16 protein-coding genes are annotated in these 15,161 nt (G+C 72.7%); 12 read left to right on the top strand and 4 right to left on the bottom strand.

Features of this window, described 5'->3' with window-relative positions:
- The first annotated feature begins 80 nt into the window (after positions 1-80).
- The 9 genes from aroA (at position 81) to QSJ97_RS06820 (ending at position 9,299) form a co-directional block, all read left to right on the top strand.
- Positions 81-1,451, top strand: coding sequence for a 3-phosphoshikimate 1-carboxyvinyltransferase (gene aroA, locus QSJ97_RS06860; RefSeq protein ID WP_434220895.1), 1,371 nt, complete (start codon positions 81-83; stop codon positions 1,449-1,451).
- Positions 1,452-1,488: 37 nt separating this feature from the next.
- Positions 1,489-2,082: a DUF2726 domain-containing protein gene (locus tag QSJ97_RS06855; RefSeq protein WP_285670934.1), complete on the top strand. Its 594-nt coding sequence runs from the start codon at positions 1,489-1,491 to the stop codon at positions 2,080-2,082.
- A 79-nt stretch (positions 2,083-2,161) separates the two neighbouring features.
- The gene (locus QSJ97_RS06850; protein ID WP_285670933.1) at positions 2,162-2,800 is read left to right on the top strand and encodes a (d)CMP kinase; all 639 of its coding nucleotides are present in this window, start codon (positions 2,162-2,164) and stop codon (positions 2,798-2,800) included.
- A gap of 104 nt (positions 2,801-2,904) precedes the next feature.
- On the top strand, positions 2,905-4,587 hold the full coding sequence (gene rpsA, locus QSJ97_RS06845; protein ID WP_285670932.1) for a 30S ribosomal protein S1: 1,683 nt from the start codon (positions 2,905-2,907) through the stop codon (positions 4,585-4,587).
- Positions 4,588-5,375: 788 nt separating this feature from the next.
- Positions 5,376-6,290: a signal peptide peptidase SppA gene (sppA, locus tag QSJ97_RS06840; RefSeq protein ID WP_285670931.1), complete on the top strand. Its 915-nt coding sequence runs from the start codon at positions 5,376-5,378 to the stop codon at positions 6,288-6,290.
- A 118-nt stretch (positions 6,291-6,408) separates the two neighbouring features.
- Entirely contained in the window at positions 6,409-6,690 is a 282-nt protein-coding gene (locus tag QSJ97_RS06835; RefSeq protein WP_285670930.1) for an integration host factor subunit beta, read from the top strand.
- Positions 6,691-6,727: 37 nt separating this feature from the next.
- Positions 6,728-7,081, top strand: coding sequence for a LapA family protein (locus QSJ97_RS06830; protein ID WP_285670929.1), 354 nt, complete (start codon positions 6,728-6,730; stop codon positions 7,079-7,081).
- Positions 7,082-7,149: 68 nt separating this feature from the next.
- Entirely contained in the window at positions 7,150-7,887 is a 738-nt protein-coding gene (locus QSJ97_RS06825) for a phosphoribosylanthranilate isomerase (RefSeq protein ID WP_352231057.1), read from the top strand.
- Entirely contained in the window at positions 7,884-9,299 is a 1,416-nt protein-coding gene (locus QSJ97_RS06820; protein ID WP_285670928.1) for a hypothetical protein, read from the top strand. Before QSJ97_RS06825 ends, QSJ97_RS06820 begins: the two co-directional genes overlap by 4 nt.
- Here the strand turns inward: QSJ97_RS06820 and QSJ97_RS06815 are convergent.
- A complete protein-coding gene (locus tag QSJ97_RS06815) occupies positions 9,289-9,561 on the bottom strand; it encodes a hypothetical protein (protein ID WP_285670927.1) in 273 nt (90 codons plus the stop codon). The genes QSJ97_RS06820 and QSJ97_RS06815 overlap by 11 nt on opposite strands.
- 139 nt (positions 9,562-9,700) lie before the next feature.
- Between QSJ97_RS06815 and QSJ97_RS06810 the strand changes: the two genes are divergently transcribed.
- Both QSJ97_RS06810 and QSJ97_RS06805 read left to right on the top strand, forming a co-directional pair.
- The gene (locus QSJ97_RS06810) at positions 9,701-10,918 is read left to right on the top strand and encodes an alpha/beta hydrolase (protein ID WP_285670926.1); all 1,218 of its coding nucleotides are present in this window, start codon (positions 9,701-9,703) and stop codon (positions 10,916-10,918) included.
- Complete coding sequence (locus QSJ97_RS06805; protein WP_285670925.1) at positions 10,915-11,355, top strand: GNAT family N-acetyltransferase; 441 nt, start codon at positions 10,915-10,917, stop codon at positions 11,353-11,355. The genes QSJ97_RS06810 and QSJ97_RS06805 overlap by 4 nt, the downstream gene beginning before the upstream one ends.
- Positions 11,356-11,400: 45 nt before the next feature.
- Here the strand turns inward: QSJ97_RS06805 and QSJ97_RS06800 are convergent, their stop codons facing one another.
- On the bottom strand, positions 11,401-11,802 hold the full coding sequence (locus QSJ97_RS06800) for a phage holin family protein (RefSeq protein WP_285670924.1): 402 nt from the start codon (positions 11,800-11,802) through the stop codon (positions 11,401-11,403).
- Positions 11,799-12,149, bottom strand: coding sequence for a hypothetical protein (locus tag QSJ97_RS06795; protein ID WP_285670923.1), 351 nt, complete (start codon positions 12,147-12,149; stop codon positions 11,799-11,801). The genes QSJ97_RS06800 and QSJ97_RS06795 overlap by 4 nt, the downstream gene beginning before the upstream one ends.
- Before the next feature lie 134 nt (positions 12,150-12,283).
- Between QSJ97_RS06795 and trpB the strand changes: the two genes are divergently transcribed.
- The gene (gene trpB, locus QSJ97_RS06790) at positions 12,284-13,504 is read left to right on the top strand and encodes a tryptophan synthase subunit beta (protein WP_285670922.1); all 1,221 of its coding nucleotides are present in this window, start codon (positions 12,284-12,286) and stop codon (positions 13,502-13,504) included.
- Positions 13,505-13,553: 49 nt separating this feature from the next.
- Here the strand turns inward: trpB and QSJ97_RS06785 are convergent, their stop codons facing one another.
- Positions 13,554-15,113, bottom strand: coding sequence for a trimethylamine methyltransferase family protein (locus QSJ97_RS06785; RefSeq protein WP_285670921.1), 1,560 nt, complete (start codon positions 15,111-15,113; stop codon positions 13,554-13,556).
- Positions 15,114-15,161 lie beyond the last annotated feature (48 nt).

The following is a 15,161-nucleotide window of genomic DNA, read 5'->3' as shown; positions in this document are numbered from 1 at the left end:
CTGGACCTGCGGCCCCACCCGGCGCTATATCCCCGCGCAAGCGAGCGGGAGACGTGCCGATGCCTTCATCCACCACCGACATGACGGCGGCGCCCGCCGACGAGCCGCGCGGCGAGGACGCCCCGCTGCGTCTGGCCGCCCATGCCTCGCCCGGGCTCTCCGGCACCGCGACGATCCCCGGCGACAAGTCGGTCTCGCACCGGGCGCTGATCTTCGGCACCCTGGCGGTGGGCGAGACCCGGATCACCGGCCTCCTGGAAGGCGAGGACGTGCTCGACACCGCCCGCGCGATGCGCGCCTTCGGCGCCGCCGTCACCCGCGACGGGCCCGGCGCCTGGCGCGTGCAGGGGGTCGGCACCGGCGCGCTGGCCGAGCCCGCGGACGTGATCGACTGCGGCAATTCCGGCACCGGGGTGCGGCTGATCATGGGGATGATGGCGACCTGCCCGATCTCCGCCACCTTCACCGGCGACGGCTCGCTGCGGCACCGGCCGATGGGCCGCGTGCTCGACCCGCTGGCGCTGTTCGGCGCGCGGGCGGTGGGGCGCCGCGGCGGGCTGCTGCCGCTGACGCTGGTCGGCGCCGAGGCGCCGGTGCCGGTGCGCTACGCGACGCCGATGGCCTCGGCGCAGGTGAAGTCGGCGGTGCTGCTGGCCGGGCTCAACGCCCCCGGCGAGACCGTGGTGATCGAGCGCGAGGCGACCCGCGACCATACCGAGCGGATGCTGATGGCGGCCGGCGCCGAGGTCTCGGTGAGCGAGACGCCGGAGGGCCATGCCATTGCGCTGACCGGCCGGCCCGAGCTGCGCCCGCTGACCGTGGCGGTGCCGCGCGACCCCTCCTCGGCCGCCTTCCCGGTGGCCGCGGCGCTGGTCTCCGAGGGCGCCGAGGTGCTGGTGCCGGGCATCTGCCTCAACCCGACGCGGGCCGGCTTCTACACCACGCTGGCCGAGATGGGCGCGGAGATCGCCCACGAGAACCCGCGCGAGGAGGGCGGCGAGCCGGTGGCGGACCTGCGCGTCCGCTTCTCCGCGCTGGCCGGCGTCGAGGTGCCGCCCGAGCGCGCGCCCTCGATGATCGACGAATACCCGATGCTGGCCTGCCTCGCCGCCTCCGCCGAGGGGCCGACGGTGATGCGCGGCATCGCGGAGCTGCGCGTCAAGGAGAGCGACCGCATCGCCGCCACGGTGGCCGGGCTGCGCGCCAACGGCGTCGCGGTCGATGAGCACGAGGACGGCATGACCGTGCACGGCCGCGGCCCGGGCTCGGTGCCCGGCGGCGGGCTGGTCGCGACCCATCTCGACCACCGCATCGCCATGGCCTTCCTGGTGATGGGGCTCGGCGCCAGGGCCCCGGTGACGGTCGACGACGCCCGGCCGATCGCCACCTCCTTCCCCGATTTCCGCACCCTGATGGCCGGGCTCGGCGCGCGCATCCAGCCGGCCGGCTGACCGGCGCCGCCCTCGGGCTGGCCGGAGCGATTCGGGCATGACCGGCATCGACGCGGTTCCCGACCTGCTGGCGGGGCTGCAGGGCCTGCTCTGGCCGCTGCTCCTCGCCGCCGCCGCGCTCGCCGCGGTGCGGCTGCTGCGGGCCGCGCGGCGCCCGGCCGAGCCCATCGCCGACCCGGCCGTCACGGTCACCCCGGCACCGATCTGGAACCGCTCCGAGGGGCGGCTGCGCGGCGACCTGCTGCGGCTGCTGGAGGAGACCGGGGCGGCCGGGCGCGGCGCCAGCCTGCATGCGCAGGTGGCGCTCGGCGCGGTGTTCGGCACCGATGGCCCGGCCCCGGCATCGCTCGCCGCCTTCCGCAGCATCGCCGCCAAGCGCTTCGATTTTCTCGTGGTCGACGCCGCCGGCCGGCCGCTGGTGGCGGTGGAGTTCCACGGCGCCGGCCACCGCGGCAACGGCCATGCGAGCCGCGACCGCATCAAGCGCACTGCCTGCCGCCGCGCCGGGCTGGCGCTGGTGGAGATCGACCACCGCGAGGATCTCGCCCCGCGCCTGCGCGAGATCGCCCGGCATCTCGCCGCGCCGGAGCCGCCGCCGCCGCGCCCCCGCGGCCTGCGGGCGATGCGCTGAGCGCCGCCCGCGAGCGCTTGTCTCCGTCCGGCCTATGGCCTAACCCTGCCCCGCGGGGAAACACGGGACGGGGACGGGCGTGCAGTTCACGGTGGCGATCGACGGACCGGCAGGGGCCGGCAAGGGCACGCTGGCGAAGGCGGTGGCGGCACGCTTCGGCTTCGCCCATCTCGACACCGGGCTGCTCTACCGCGCGGTGGGGCGCAAGGCGCTCGACCAGGGCCGCGGCACGCTCGACGAGGGGCTGGCCGAGCTGGTGGCGCGCGAGCTGACGCCGCCGGACCTCGCGCGCGACGACCTGCGCGGCGCGCTGGCCTCGCGGGCGGCCTCCAAGGTCGCCGCCATGGCCGGGGTGCGCAAGGCGCTGGTGGCGTTCCAGCGCGATTTCGCCCGGCGCGAGGGCGGCGCGGTGCTCGACGGGCGCGACATCGGCTCGGTGATCTGCCCGCAGGCCGAGGTCAAGCTCTATCTCGACGCCAGCCTCGACGCCCGGGCGCGGCGCCGGCACGAGGAAATGGCCGCCGGCGGCGCCGCCGGCAGCCTCGATGCGGTGCGCCGCGAAATCGAGGAGCGCGACAGCCGCGACGCCTCCCGCGCCGATGCGCCGCTGACGAAACCGGTCGATGCACACTTGATAGATACCACCGATTTGACTATAGAGCAGGCCGTCGAACGTGCGGTCGACATCATCGAGCAGGCGCTGGCGCGGGTCCGCTGAGGGCTCGCATGCCGGCGTGTTCGTGCCGCTCCCGACCCAGGATCAGGAAAGACCGCCGGAACCAACCGGCCGGCCGGTAAATCTATTCAGGAGACCTAACGCACATGGCGTCAACTGCCACTATGGACGAATTCGAGGCCCTGCTGAACGAAAGCCTCGAGAAGGAGACCCCGGACGAAGGCTCGGTCGTCAAGGGGACGGTGATCGCGATCGAGAACGGTCAGGCGGTCATCGATGTCGGCTTCAAGGCCGAGGGTCGGGTCGACCTCAAGGAATTCAGCGCGCACGGCAAGCCGGCCGAGCTCAAGCCGGGAGACACCGTCGAGGTGTTCCTGGAGCGCGTCGAGAACGCGCGCGGCGAGGCCGCGATCAGCCGCGAGAAGGCCCGCCGCGAGGAGGCCTGGGACCGTCTCGAGGCCGCCAACGACAAGGGCGAGCGCGTCGAGGGCGCGATCTTCGGCCGCGTCAAGGGCGGCTTCACCGTCGATCTCGGCGGCGCCGTGGCCTTCCTGCCCGGCAGCCAGATCGACGTGCGCCCGGTGCGCGACGTTGGCCCGCTGATGGGCGTTCCGCAGCCCTTCCAGATCCTCAAGATGGACCGCCGCCGCGGCAACATCGTCGTGTCGCGCCGCGCCGTGCTCGAGGAGAGCCGCGCCGAGCAGCGCGCCGAGATCGTCGCCAAGCTGAAAGAGGGCGATGTGGTCGACGGCGTGGTCAAGAACGTCACCGACTACGGTGCCTTCGTGGATCTCGGCGGCGTCGACGGCCTGCTGCACGTGACCGACATGGCCTGGCGCCGCGTCAACCACCCCTCCGAGATCGTCTCCATCGGCGAGACCCTCAAGGTGCAGGTCATCAAGGTCAACAAGGAGACCCAGCGCATCAGCCTCGGCATGAAGCAGCTGATGGCGGATCCCTGGGATTCGGTCGAGACCAAGTACCCGATCGGCTCGAAATGGACCGGCCGCGTCACCAACATCACCGACTACGGCGCCTTCGTGGAGCTGGAGGCCGGTGTCGAGGGCCTGGTGCACGTCTCCGAGATGTCCTGGACCAAGAAGAACGTGCATCCCGGCAAGATCGTCTCCACCTCCCAGGAGGTCGAGGTCATGGTCCTGGATGTCGATCCCTCCAAGCGCCGCGTCTCGCTCGGCCTCAAGCAGTGCCTGCAGAACCCCTGGGAGGCGTTCCTCGAGAACAACCCGGCGGGCTCCGAGGTCGAGGGCGAGGTCAAGAACATCACCGAGTTCGGCCTGTTCATCGGTCTCGACGGCGATATCGACGGCATGGTGCACCTCTCGGACCTCGACTGGAACCGCTCCGGCGAGGAGGCGATGGCCGAGTACAAGAAGGGCGATCTCGTCCGTGCCGTGGTGCTCGATGTCGATACCGAGAAGGAGCGCATCTCGCTCGGCGTGAAGCAGCTCGGCGGCGATCCGTTCCAGGAGGCCACCAAGGGCGTCAAGCGCGGCTCGGTGGTGACCGTGATCGTGACGGCGATCGAGGATGGCGGCATCGAGGTCGAGCATGACGGCATGAAGGCCTTCATCCGCCGCTCCGACCTGTCGCGCGACCGCGCCGAGCAGCGGCCGGACCGCTTCTCGGTGGGCGACCGCATCGACGCCAAGATCACCAATCTCGACAAGGCGCAGCGGCGCATCTCGCTCTCGATCAAGGCGCGCGAGATCGACGACGAGAAGGAGGCGGTGCAGCAGTACGGCTCCTCCGATTCGGGCGCCTCGCTCGGCGATATCCTCGGCGCCGCGCTGAAGGATCGCGGCGAGTAATCCTCGCCCGCATCGCCAGCGGAACCGAAGGGCGCGGGGCCACCCCCGCGCCCTTCTCGCGTTCTGGCACCGCCGCCGCCGGCAATCGGCCGGTCGCCCGGCGCGCCTTTCACGGCCGCGCACGGGCCCTGCGCCGACGGCTCGGCCAGGCGCGCGGCGGCGCCGTTCGGCCGGCGCGCCGCCGAGAGCTTGCGGGCCTGCATCCGGTCGCGCAGCCGGAAGCGTCCGGCTCCCCTCGCGCCCTGCGGCGGAAGTCCGTCCCGAAGGCATCCCGTGCCTTGCCCGGCCGCTTACCGAAGGCATCGCCCGGCGATTGGCTTCCGGCCCGCGCGGCAATCACCGCACCGGCGCAGCCCCCCGGATTGAGGCATGTGGAACCGCCGGCCTGAACGACCAGGAGGGCGACGGCGAAGGGTGGGGCCATCCCCCGGGGAATGGCTACCGGCCCGCGCGGCGTTCACCGGATCGGCGCGGGCACCCGTGTCGAGGCTGGTGGAACCGCCGGCCTGAACGACCGGGAGAAGGGCGGGGCCACCACCGAGTCGCGGATCGCGATGCCGCCGCGGGCGCATCGCGCCGGGAGGCTCCGCCGGTCGCGGCTGCCGTCGCAATGGCCGGCACCCTGCGCCTCGCCGGGCCCCTGGCGGCGCTCTCCAACAATGCGGCGCTCCTCGGCGGCAGGGCGCGCCGGGCCGGGCCGGCGCGCGGCCAACCGCCCGCTCCGCCCTTGCCAGACGGGCCGCGCCGCCCTACCCCTTTGCACACGGATCGGGAACCGGAGACAGCCCATGCCCGCCACTGCCGATGCCATCATCGAACGCCGCCGCCTGCGCAAGCGCCTCGCCTTCTGGCGCATCCTCGCGATTCTCGCCATCCTCGCGGTGGTGGTGGCGCTGGTGCCCTGGCGCGCGGCGAAGGGCGGCGGCGCGCATGTCGCGCGGATCGAGATCAACGGCGTGATCGTTTCCGACCGCGACCGGCAGGCGGCGCTGAAGCGCATCGCCGAGGACGACGACGTGAAGGCGCTGATCGTCTCGATCTCCAGCCCCGGCGGCACCGTGGTGGGCTCCGAGGCGCTGTTCGACGGGCTGCGCGCCGTCGCCGCGGAGAAGCCGGTGGTGGCGGTGCTCGGCGAGGTGGCGGCCTCCGGCGGCTATGTCGCCGCAATGGGCGCGGACCGGATCTTCGCCCGGCGCAACACCATCACCGGCTCGATCGGCGTGGTCAGCTCGGTGCCCGACGCGACCCGGCTGCTGGAGCGCCTCGGCGTCTCCTTCACCGAGATCAAGTCGAGCCCGCTGAAGGCCGCGCCCAACCCGGTGAGCCCGCACACGCCGGAGCAGATCGCCGCCATGGAGGCGCTGGTGCTCGACGCCTATGGCTGGTTCACCGGGCTGGTCTCGGAGCGCCGCGGGCTCGAGGGGCCGCGGCTCGCCGAGGTCGCCGACGGGCGGGTCTTCTCCGGCGCCCAGGCCGCGGCGCTGGGGCTGGTGGATGCGCTCGGCGACGAGAGCGCGGCGCGGGACTGGCTGGCCGAGACGCACGACATCTCCGCCGAGCTGCGCCAGCGCGACTATCGCTGGGACAAGACCGACCTGCCCTTCCCCTTCGGCGATATCGAGGAGCGGATGCGCGCCTGGCTGCCGGCCGCGCCGGTGCAGTTCGCGCCCGGGCCGCAGCTGCTCGCGATCTGGACCGGCTGATGCCGCCCGCATGCAGTCGAGCGGCATTGCCGTTGACGCAGGGGAGATCGCGTGCAACCCTTGGCCGAATGTAAAAACCCTGAACCTACAGGGTCTTGCCGTGTAACGGGGGGGTCGCATGATCAAATCCGAGCTGGTCCAGCAGATCGCGGAGGACAACCCGCATCTCTATCTGCGCGATGTCGAGCGCATCGTCTCCACGGTGTTCGACGAGATCACCGAGGCCCTGGCCCGCGGCGACCGGGTCGAGCTGCGCGGCTTCGGCGCCTTCTCGGTCAAGAATCGCGACGCCCGCACCGGGCGCAACCCGCGCACCGGCGAGGCGGTGGAGGTGCCGGAGAAGACCGTGCCCTTCTTCAAGGCCGGCAAGGAACTGCGCGAGCGCATGAACTCGGATTGACCCTGGGGGCTGCGGCCCCTCCGGGCGGAGGCTGCCGATGCGGATAGTCAGGCTTGGCGTGCTGAGCGTGCTCGGGCTCGGGCTCGTGGTCGTGGGTGTGGCCAACCGGGCCCCTGTCGATGTATTCCTTCTGCCGCAGGGACTCGGCCTGCCGGAGGCCGAGCTGCGCGGGGTGCCGCTGGCGGCGGTGATCTTCGCGGCGGTGCTGGTGGGCATCGTGGTGGGCCAGGTGATGGAATGGGTGCGCGAGGCCAAGCATCGCCGGCAGGTGGAAGAGAAGACCGAGGAGGTCTGGCGCCTGCGCAAGGAGATCAAGCGGCTCTCGCTGCGGCTCGGCGAGGGCGAGGACGAGATGCCCGCGCTGCCGGCGCGGCGCCGGCGTCCGGGGTGAACGGGGCGCCCGGGCCGGGCGCCGAGCGGGGCGGATTTCCGATGGACGGACGGCGGGGAGGCGCTGCGGTGCGCGTGAAGATCTGCGGGCTGATGGACCCGGCCGCGGTGGCCGCGGCGGCCGATGCGGGGGCGGCCTATCTGGGCTTCGTGATGTTCCCGCCGAGCCCGCGCAGTCTCGGCGCCGAGGCGGTGCGCGCGCTGGCCCTCGCGGCGCCGCCGGGCGTCGTCAAGGTGGCGCTGGCGGTGGACCCGGACGATGCGCTGGTCGAGCTGCTCGCCGGGCTGCCGATCGACATGGTGCAGCTGCACGGGCAGGAGCCGCCGGACCGGGTCGCCGCGATCCGGGCGCGCACCGGGCTGCCGGCAATGAAGGCGATCGGCGTCCGCGAGGCGGCGGATCTCGAGGCGGTGGCGCGCTATGCCCCGGTGGCCGACCAGCTGCTGATCGATGCCAAGCCGCCGAAGGGCGCGACCCGCCCCGGCGGCAATGCGCTCGCTGTCGACTGGCGGCTGCTCGCCGGGCGGCGCTGGCCGCGGCCCTGGATGCTGGCCGGCGGGCTGACCCCGGAGAACGTCTCCGAGGCGGTGGCGGTGACCGGGGCGGCGCAGCTCGACGTCTCCTCCGGCGTCGAGAGCGCCCCCGGCGTGAAGGACCCGGACAGGATCCGCGCCTTCCTGGCCGCGGCGGGCCGCGCCGGTGCCCCGGCAAACCTGCGCGGGCCGGCGCCCGGCCGTGATGCCGGAGACGATTCCGGCCACGATTCCGGGCAGGGGCCGCGACACGGGCACGGGCGACGCGGGTGAGCGCGGGAGATGCAAGCCTGCTGCGGCGCGCTGCGATCGCCGGCCTGCTCCTGCTGCTCGGCTGGTGCGGCGCGCTGCTGCTGATCGAGGGGCAGGGGATCGGCCTCGCCGACAACGGCGACGGCTACCGCGTGCTCGACAAGGCCTTCGTCCCGCGTGCCGCGAGCATCGGGGACCCGGCGCCGGGCCGCACCTATCCGATGGCGGAGATCGGCGAGAACGAGCTCCGCCGGCTGGTACCGGACAGCTTCTCGGCGCTGATCGCCCAGGGCGCGGCGCTGGCGGCGAAGGCCCTCGGCGCGGCGCGATTCGACATCGCCTGGCTGACCGCGGCCTATCTCGCGCTGTTCCTCGGCGGCGTGCTGCTGCTGATGCGGGCGCTGCCGAGCCGCGGCGGCAAGCTCGCCGCCGCGGTGGCGATCGCGGCGATCCTGCTCTGCCCGGTGCTGGTCGGCTATTTCAACTCGCCCTTCGAGGAGGCGGCGGTGCTGGCGCTGGCTCCGGGCTGGACGGCGCTGCTGCTCGGGACCGTGCGGCGCCGCATCCCGCCGATCTGGCTGGTGCTGGCGACGACGCTGCTGATCTATGCCAAGCCCTCGATGGTGCTGATGCTGCTGCCGGTGGCGCTGGTGCTGTGGCGCGAGCCGCCGCGGGCGCGGGTGCTGATGCTCGGCTTTCTCGTCGTGGTGGTCGGGCTCGGCGTCATGCGCAACCAGATCCGCTATGGCGTGCCGAACGCCTACAACCGCGTGTTCGACGGGCTGGCGCTGTCCTCGGCCGCGGTCTCGACCTGGCCGGAGCGGGATTTCCTCGCCCGCCGCGGCGTGCAGCAGGACCGCCTCGGCCGCACCGGATTCGCCGATACCGGCCTGCCCGAGAGCGTGGCGCATCACTGGGGCAGCCCCTACTGGCCCGAGATGACCGCCCTGCCGCGCGAGGAGCAGCGCGCGCTGGCCGTGCACGGGCGGCTGCCGGCCTATCTCGGCACGCTGCTGCGCGATCCCGCGCTGGCGCTGGCGGTGGCCCGCGAGAGCTGGCTGACCGCGCTGCGGGCGGACTACCGGCTGCACTATCTCTATCCCGGGCCGCTGGCCGAGGTCTGGGCCTGGCTGCTGGCCCGGCTCGGCCATGTGCTGAGCCTCGGGGTGGGGCTCTTCGTGGCGGCGGCGGCGGCGCGCCGGGCGGTGCCGGCGGCGCTGCTGCTGCCGCTGATCGTCTCGCCGGTGTTCATCGTGGTCGCCGACGGGTATTTCGAGTTCGAGAAGCACCTGCTGCCCTATCTTGCCATCGGCATGTTCACCATCGTGGCGGCGGCCGACCTGCTGCTGACCGGTTGCTGCGACCGGGCCTCGGCCGGAGGCGCGCGCCGGGCCGGGCCCGACGATGCCGCCTCGGGCCCGCTCACCGGATGACGGGGCTGGGCGACAGCCAGAACCGGGCGAGCCGGCCGAGCAGGCTCCGGCCGGTCTCGGCACCCTGCGATGCCGCGGCGTCGGCGGCCTGCCGGGCTCCCCGGACCGCCCCGGCCCCGGCGGCGCAGACCGCGGCGGAGCGGCAGCGCCGCCCGGCGGCCAGCGCGCGGGGATAGTCGATCCGGCCATCGGCAAGGAAGAAACTCTCCGGCGTCCCGGCGATCTCGGCAGTCCGGGCGGGGCGGGTCTGGATCTCGGTCATCTCGGCTCTCCTCTCTCTGGCGGGAGCACCGTGCTCCCTGCCCCCGAGAGCTACCGCCGCCGGCGCCGGCCCGCTTGACCCTTCGCTTCGGATCCGCTTGTGTTTTCCTTGAGATTTCCCTTCCGGCAGGTGGCGCGCGATGACCGGAGACCCCGACGAGCTCCGTTTCGAAGGATATCGCCTCTGCCCGGGCACCGGCGAGCTGCTCGGCCCCGACGGCGTGGTGCCGGTGGAGCCGCAGGTCTTCACGCTGATCCGCTTCCTTGCCGCGAACCCGGACCGCCTGATCTCCCGCGACGAGCTGATCGAGGCGGTCTGGCGCGGGCGCATCGTCTCGGATGCGGCGATCGCCTCGCGCATCAACGCCGCCCGCACCGCCCTCGGCGACGACGGCCGCGCGCAGCGGATCATCCGCACCGTGCCGCGCCGGGGCTTCCGCTTTCTCGGGCAGGTGGAGGCGGCCGGAGGCCTGCCCCCTGCGGCTGCCGCCGCCGCACCGGCCGCCCCCGCCACACCGGCCGAGATCCGCTATCTCGCCGCGCCGGACGGGGTGCATCTGGCCCATGCCTCGCTCGGCGAGGGGCCGGTGATCGTCAAGACCACGTCCTTCCTCACCCATCTCGAGCACGACCTCGAGAGCCCGGTCTGGCGGCACTGGGTGGCGGCGCTCGCGGCGCGGAACCGCTATGTCCGCTACGACCAGCGCGGCAACGGCCTGTCGGACCGCGGGGCGGAGGCGATCACCTTCGAGGCCTTCGTCTCCGATCTCGAGACGGTGATCGACGGGCTGGGCCTCGACCGGGTGGCGCTGCTCGGCATCAGCCAGGGCGCGGCGATCGCCATCGAATATGCCCGCCGGCACCCGGAGCGGGTGAGCCGCATGGTGCTCCATGGCGGCTATGCGGCGGGCTGGCGGCGGATCGGCGAGACCGACTGGGCGGCGCAGCGCGAGGCGCTGCTCGATCTCGTGACGGTGGGCTGGGGCTCCGAGCTGCCGGCCTGGCGCCAGCTCTATTCCTCGCTGTTCTTCCCCGAGGGCGACGCGGCGCTGCATGGCTGGTTCAACCGGCTGCAGCAGATCTCCGCCACGCCGGAAGCCGCGCGGCGGATCCTCGATGCCTTCGGCGACATCGACGTGCGCGACTCGCTGCCGCGGCTCGACCTGCCGGTGCTGGTGACGCATTGCCGGGGCGATCAGATCGTGCCCTTCGAGGCCGGACGCCGGCTTGCCGCGGCGATCCCCGGGGCGCGCTTCCTGGCGCTCGACAGCCCCAACCACGTGGTGCTGGAGAGCGAGCCGGCCTGGCCGCGGCTGGCGGCGGCGATCGCGCGGTTCTTGGCGGAGGAGCGACCATGAGGATTCGCGAGGCGGTTGCGGCCGATGTTCCGGCGATCGTGGCGCTGCTCGCCGATGACGGGCTGGGCAGGGGCCGCGAGGCGCCGGGAGACCCGGCCTATGCCCGGGCCTTCGCGGCGATGCAGGCGATGCCGGGCAATGTCTATCTCGTGGCGGAGCGCGACGGCGCGCTGATCGGCTGCCTGCAGGTCACGCTGATCCCCGGCCTGTCGCGGCGCGGCCTGACGCGGGCGCAGATCGAGGGGGTGCGCGTCGCCGCCGCGGCGCGCGGGCAGCGCGTCGGCGAGGCGCTGATGCAGGCGGCCATCGGCCGCGCCCGCGAGGCCGGCTGCGGGCTGGTGCAGCTCACCACCGACCTGCGCCGCGCCGACGCCCACCGCTTCTACGAGCGGCTCGGCTTCGAGGCGACGCATCAGGGGATGAAACTCAGCCTCTGAGCGCGCTGCCCGTGGCCGCGCGCCCTGCCCGTGGCCGGCGGGCGCTCAGCGCTGCCGGCCGGCCAGGATCCCGGCGACGAAGGCGGCCAGCGTGACCAGCGGGGCATTGGCCCCGAGATCGGCGCCGAGGGCGGTCACGATCCGGTCCGGCGCATCGTCGGGCAGCATCGAGGGCTCCTTGCGCCGCCAGGCCTGCAGGAGCGCGATCAGCACCCCGACCGCGGCCAGCAGCCAGAGCACCGCCACCAGCAGCGCCGCCAGCCCGACGCCCATCACCGGGCCGAGCAGCAGCACCAGCCCCACCGAGGCGAAGACCAGCGCGCCGAAGGCCAGCACCCCGGCCGTCGCCGCCAGCGCCCAGCGCTGCAGCCCGTGCTCGGCGCGCAGCCGGGCGCGGTATTCGGCCTGACGCGCCAGATCGGCGGCGAGGGCGGCGCTCCGCCTCATCGCGAGGACAGCTTGCCGATGAGCCAGCCTGCGGCCAGCGCGATCCCGATCGCCGCCAGCGGGTTGCGGCGGATCATCTCCTGGGTCTCGTCGATCGCCGCCTCGCCGCGCTGGCCGAGATCGTCGCGCGCCGCGCGATACGCCTCCCTGGCGCTCTCCGAGAGCTCCTCGACCCTGTCGCGCGCCGCGGCCGCGCCGCGCCGGCCCTGCGCCGAGGCCGCATCGCGGGCGATCTCGGCCAGCCCCTCGACATCCTTGCGCAGCGCCTCGATCTGCGCCTTCAGCTCCTCGAGCCCCGGGCCGTCCTCGGCCTTGTCCTCGGATGCCCTGCCTCTGGTGGTCGCCATGCGCTCCTCCTGTTGCTGCGGCTCGGTCAGTCTTCCGGAAAGACATACCGCGCAGAGGCCAAAGGTCCACCCCATGCCCATCGACGTGCGCGCCGTCCCGCGCTATTTCCGATGGGGAACGCCAGGAGACAGACATGAACGAGACCGCACCGAACAGCTTCCGCAACGGACCCGACGAGCAGGGCCGCTTCGGCATCTATGGCGGGCGCTTCGTCGCCGAGACGCTGATGCCGCTGATCCTCGAGCTCGAGGCCGAGTATGACCGCGCCAGGGAGGACGCCGCCTTCTGGGCCGAGATGGACGATCTCTGGAAGCATTATGTCGGCCGGCCGAGCCCGCTCTATTTCGCGCCGCGGCTGACCGAGGAGCTGGGCGGGGCGAAGATCTACCTGAAGCGCGACGAGCTGAACCACACCGGCGCGCACAAGATCAACAACGTGCTGGGCCAGATCCTGCTCGCCCGCCGCATGGGCAAGACCCGGATCATCGCCGAGACCGGCGCCGGCCAGCACGGGGTGGCGACCGCCACCGTCTGCGCCCGCTTCGGGCTGAAATGCGTCGTGTTCATGGGCGCCACCGATGTCGAGCGGCAGAAGCCCAATGTCTTCCGCATGCGCCTGCTGGGCGCCGAGGTGGTGCCGGTGACCTCCGGCCGCGCCACGCTGAAGGACGCGATGAACGAGGCGCTGCGCGACTGGGTGACCAATGTCTCGGAGACCTTCTACTGCATCGGCACGGTGGCGGGGCCGCACCCCTATCCGGCGATGGTGCGCGACTTCCAGTCGATCATCGGCAAGGAGACCCGCGAGCAGATGATGGCCGCCGAGGGCCGGCTGCCGGACGTGCTGGTCGCCTGCATCGGCGGCGGCTCCAACGCCATGGGGCTGTTCCACCCCTTCCTCGACGACAAGGAGGTGCGCATCGTCGGCGTCGAGGCCGGCGGCCACGGGGTGGACGAGCGCAACGAGCACGCCGCCTCGCTGACCGGCGGCCGGCCGGGGGTGCTGCACGGCAACCGGACCTATCTGCTGCAGGATGCCGACGGGCAGATCCTCGAGGGCCACTCGATCTCCGCCGGGCTCGACTATCCCGGCATCGGGCCGGAACATGCCTGGCTGCACGACATGGAGCGGGTGGAATACGTCTCGGTGACCGATGCCGAGGCGCTGGAGGCGTTCAAGCTCTCCTGCCGCACCGAGGGGATCATCCCGGCGCTCGAGCCTGCCCATGCGCTGGCCCATGTCGCCAAGCTGGCGCCGACGCTCTCGAAGGACACGCTCCTGGTGATGAACATGTGCGGCCGCGGCGACAAGGACATCTTCACCGTGGCCGACGCGCTCGGCGAGACGATGTGAGGCGATGTGAGGCGGGCGCCCCGGGGAGAGGCCCGGGGCGCCGCCGCGCTCAGTGCTGCTGGTTGAGCTCGTCCACCGCCGGGATCTCGCGCGAGCGGCGGGCGATGTAGTCCTTCAGCGCCTCGTCGATGGCCTCGTCGAGCGGTGGGGCCTCGTAGTCCCCCAGCCATTTGCGCGCCAGCCTGAGCGCCCGCTCCGGGGTCTCGATGGCGCCCTCCGCCTGCCACTGCTCGACGGCGTTGTTGTCGAAGAGCTTCGGCATGAAGAAGGCGCGCTGGAAATTCGCCTGGGTGTGCGGGTGGCCGAGATAGTGCCCGCCGGGGCCAACATCGCGCACCGCCGCCAGCGCCTCGTCGAAATCGTCCCAGCGCAGGCCCGAGGCCATCCGGTGGCCCATCGCGCATTGCTCGGCATCCACCATGAACTTGGCCACCGAGCAGTGCATCCCGGCCTCGTTCCAGCCCGCCGAATGCCAGATGTAGTTGGCCCCGGCATGCAGCACCGCCGAGAGCGTCGCGGCGCTCTCGTAGCCGGCCTGGGCATCCAGCACCTTGGCGCCGCCGAGGGTGTTCGAGGTCCGCCAGGGCACGCCGTAGAACCGCGCCATCTGCCCGATCATGAAGTTCATCAGGGAGATCTCCGGCGTTCCGGCCATCGGCGCGCCGGAGGCCATCGAGACGGTGGCGAGGTAGTGCCCGTAGACCGCCGGGCAGCCCTTGCGGATCACCTGGGTATAGGCCAGCCCGGCCAGCGCCTCGGCATTGAGCTGCACCACCGTCGGCACCATCGAGGCCGGCGTGTTGGCGCCGCCGAGCACGAAGGGCGAGCACAGCACCGGCTGGTTGCGCCGGCAGAAGGCGCGCATGGCGCCGAGCATGGTCTCGTCCCAGACCAGCGGCGAGTTGCCGTTGCAGTTGCCGGTGATCACCGGCTGGCGCTCCAGCGTGTCGGCGCCGAACAGGATCGCCGCCATGTCGAGCACGTCCTCGGCATTCTTCGGGCTGGTGGTCATGCCCATGAAGGTCTTGTCGGAGTGCCGGATCGAGGAATAGGTGATGTGCAGGTGGCGATGGCTGACCGGGATGTCCATCGGCTCGACGATGTGATGCGCCGAGGAATGCAGCGCCGGCGCCATGTGCGCGAGCTTGTGGAACATCGCGAGATCCTCGAGCGTCGGCAGCCGGCGCCGGTCCTCGAGATCGCGCAGATAGGGTGCCCCGGTCATCGGCACGAAGATCGCGCTGCGCCCGCCGAGCGCCACCGATTTCGCCGGGTCGCGCGCCAGATAGGTGAACCGCTCGGGGATCGTCGCGATCAGGTCGCGCACCAGGCCGCGGTCCAGATGCACCCGATCGCCGCGCACATCCGCCCCGGCGCGGCGCCAGTCCGCCAGCGCGATCGGGTCGCGGAAGACGCAGCCGACCTCCTCGAGGATCGCCATCGAGGCATCGTCGATCCGGCGGATCTGTTCCTCGCTCATCGGCTCGCAGAGCGGCAGGTTGCGCTCGAGCCCCGGCAGCATGTCGAATTGCGGCGCGCTGCGCAGCGCCTGGCGCGCCCGGCGCCCGCCGCGTGCGCGGGCCCTGGTTGCGGCTTCGGCTTCGGCCATTGCCCGGTCCCTCCATGTCCTGATGCGGCCAGCATGGGCCGGGGACGC

It is taken from the genome of Paralimibaculum aggregatum, assembly GCF_030270585.1.
Taxonomy (GTDB): domain Bacteria; phylum Pseudomonadota; class Alphaproteobacteria; order Rhodobacterales; family Rhodobacteraceae; genus Thermohalobaculum; species Thermohalobaculum aggregatum.
Note: the sequence above shows the minus strand (reverse complement) of the source record. Positions and strands in the feature narration are given on the sequence as shown.

Bases quoted from the DNA above. Each gene is read 5' to 3' on its own strand.
- QSJ97_RS06815 (WP_285670927.1), bottom strand. From the start codon at position 9,561: ATGACCGAGATCCAGACCCGCCCCGCCCGGACTGCCGAGATCGCCGGG.
- QSJ97_RS06805 (WP_285670925.1), top strand. From the start codon at position 10,915: ATGAGGATTCGCGAGGCGGTTGCGGCCGATGTTCCGGCGATCGTGGCG.
- QSJ97_RS06810 (WP_285670926.1), top strand. From the start codon at position 9,701: ATGACCGGAGACCCCGACGAGCTCCGTTTCGAAGGATATCGCCTCTGC.
- rpsA (WP_285670932.1), top strand. From the start codon at position 2,905: ATGGCGTCAACTGCCACTATGGACGAATTCGAGGCCCTGCTGAACGAA.
- sppA (WP_285670931.1), top strand. From the start codon at position 5,376: ATGCCCGCCACTGCCGATGCCATCATCGAACGCCGCCGCCTGCGCAAG.
- aroA (WP_434220895.1), top strand. From the start codon at position 81: ATGACGGCGGCGCCCGCCGACGAGCCGCGCGGCGAGGACGCCCCGCTG.
- QSJ97_RS06800 (WP_285670924.1), bottom strand. From the start codon at position 11,802: ATGAGGCGGAGCGCCGCCCTCGCCGCCGATCTGGCGCGTCAGGCCGAA.
- QSJ97_RS06830 (WP_285670929.1), top strand. From the start codon at position 6,728: ATGCGGATAGTCAGGCTTGGCGTGCTGAGCGTGCTCGGGCTCGGGCTC.
- trpB (WP_285670922.1), top strand. From the start codon at position 12,284: ATGAACGAGACCGCACCGAACAGCTTCCGCAACGGACCCGACGAGCAG.
- QSJ97_RS06795 (WP_285670923.1), bottom strand. From the start codon at position 12,149: ATGGCGACCACCAGAGGCAGGGCATCCGAGGACAAGGCCGAGGACGGC.
- QSJ97_RS06855 (WP_285670934.1), top strand. From the start codon at position 1,489: ATGACCGGCATCGACGCGGTTCCCGACCTGCTGGCGGGGCTGCAGGGC.
- QSJ97_RS06835 (WP_285670930.1), top strand. From the start codon at position 6,409: ATGATCAAATCCGAGCTGGTCCAGCAGATCGCGGAGGACAACCCGCAT.
- QSJ97_RS06785 (WP_285670921.1), bottom strand. From the start codon at position 15,113: ATGGCCGAAGCCGAAGCCGCAACCAGGGCCCGCGCACGCGGCGGGCGC.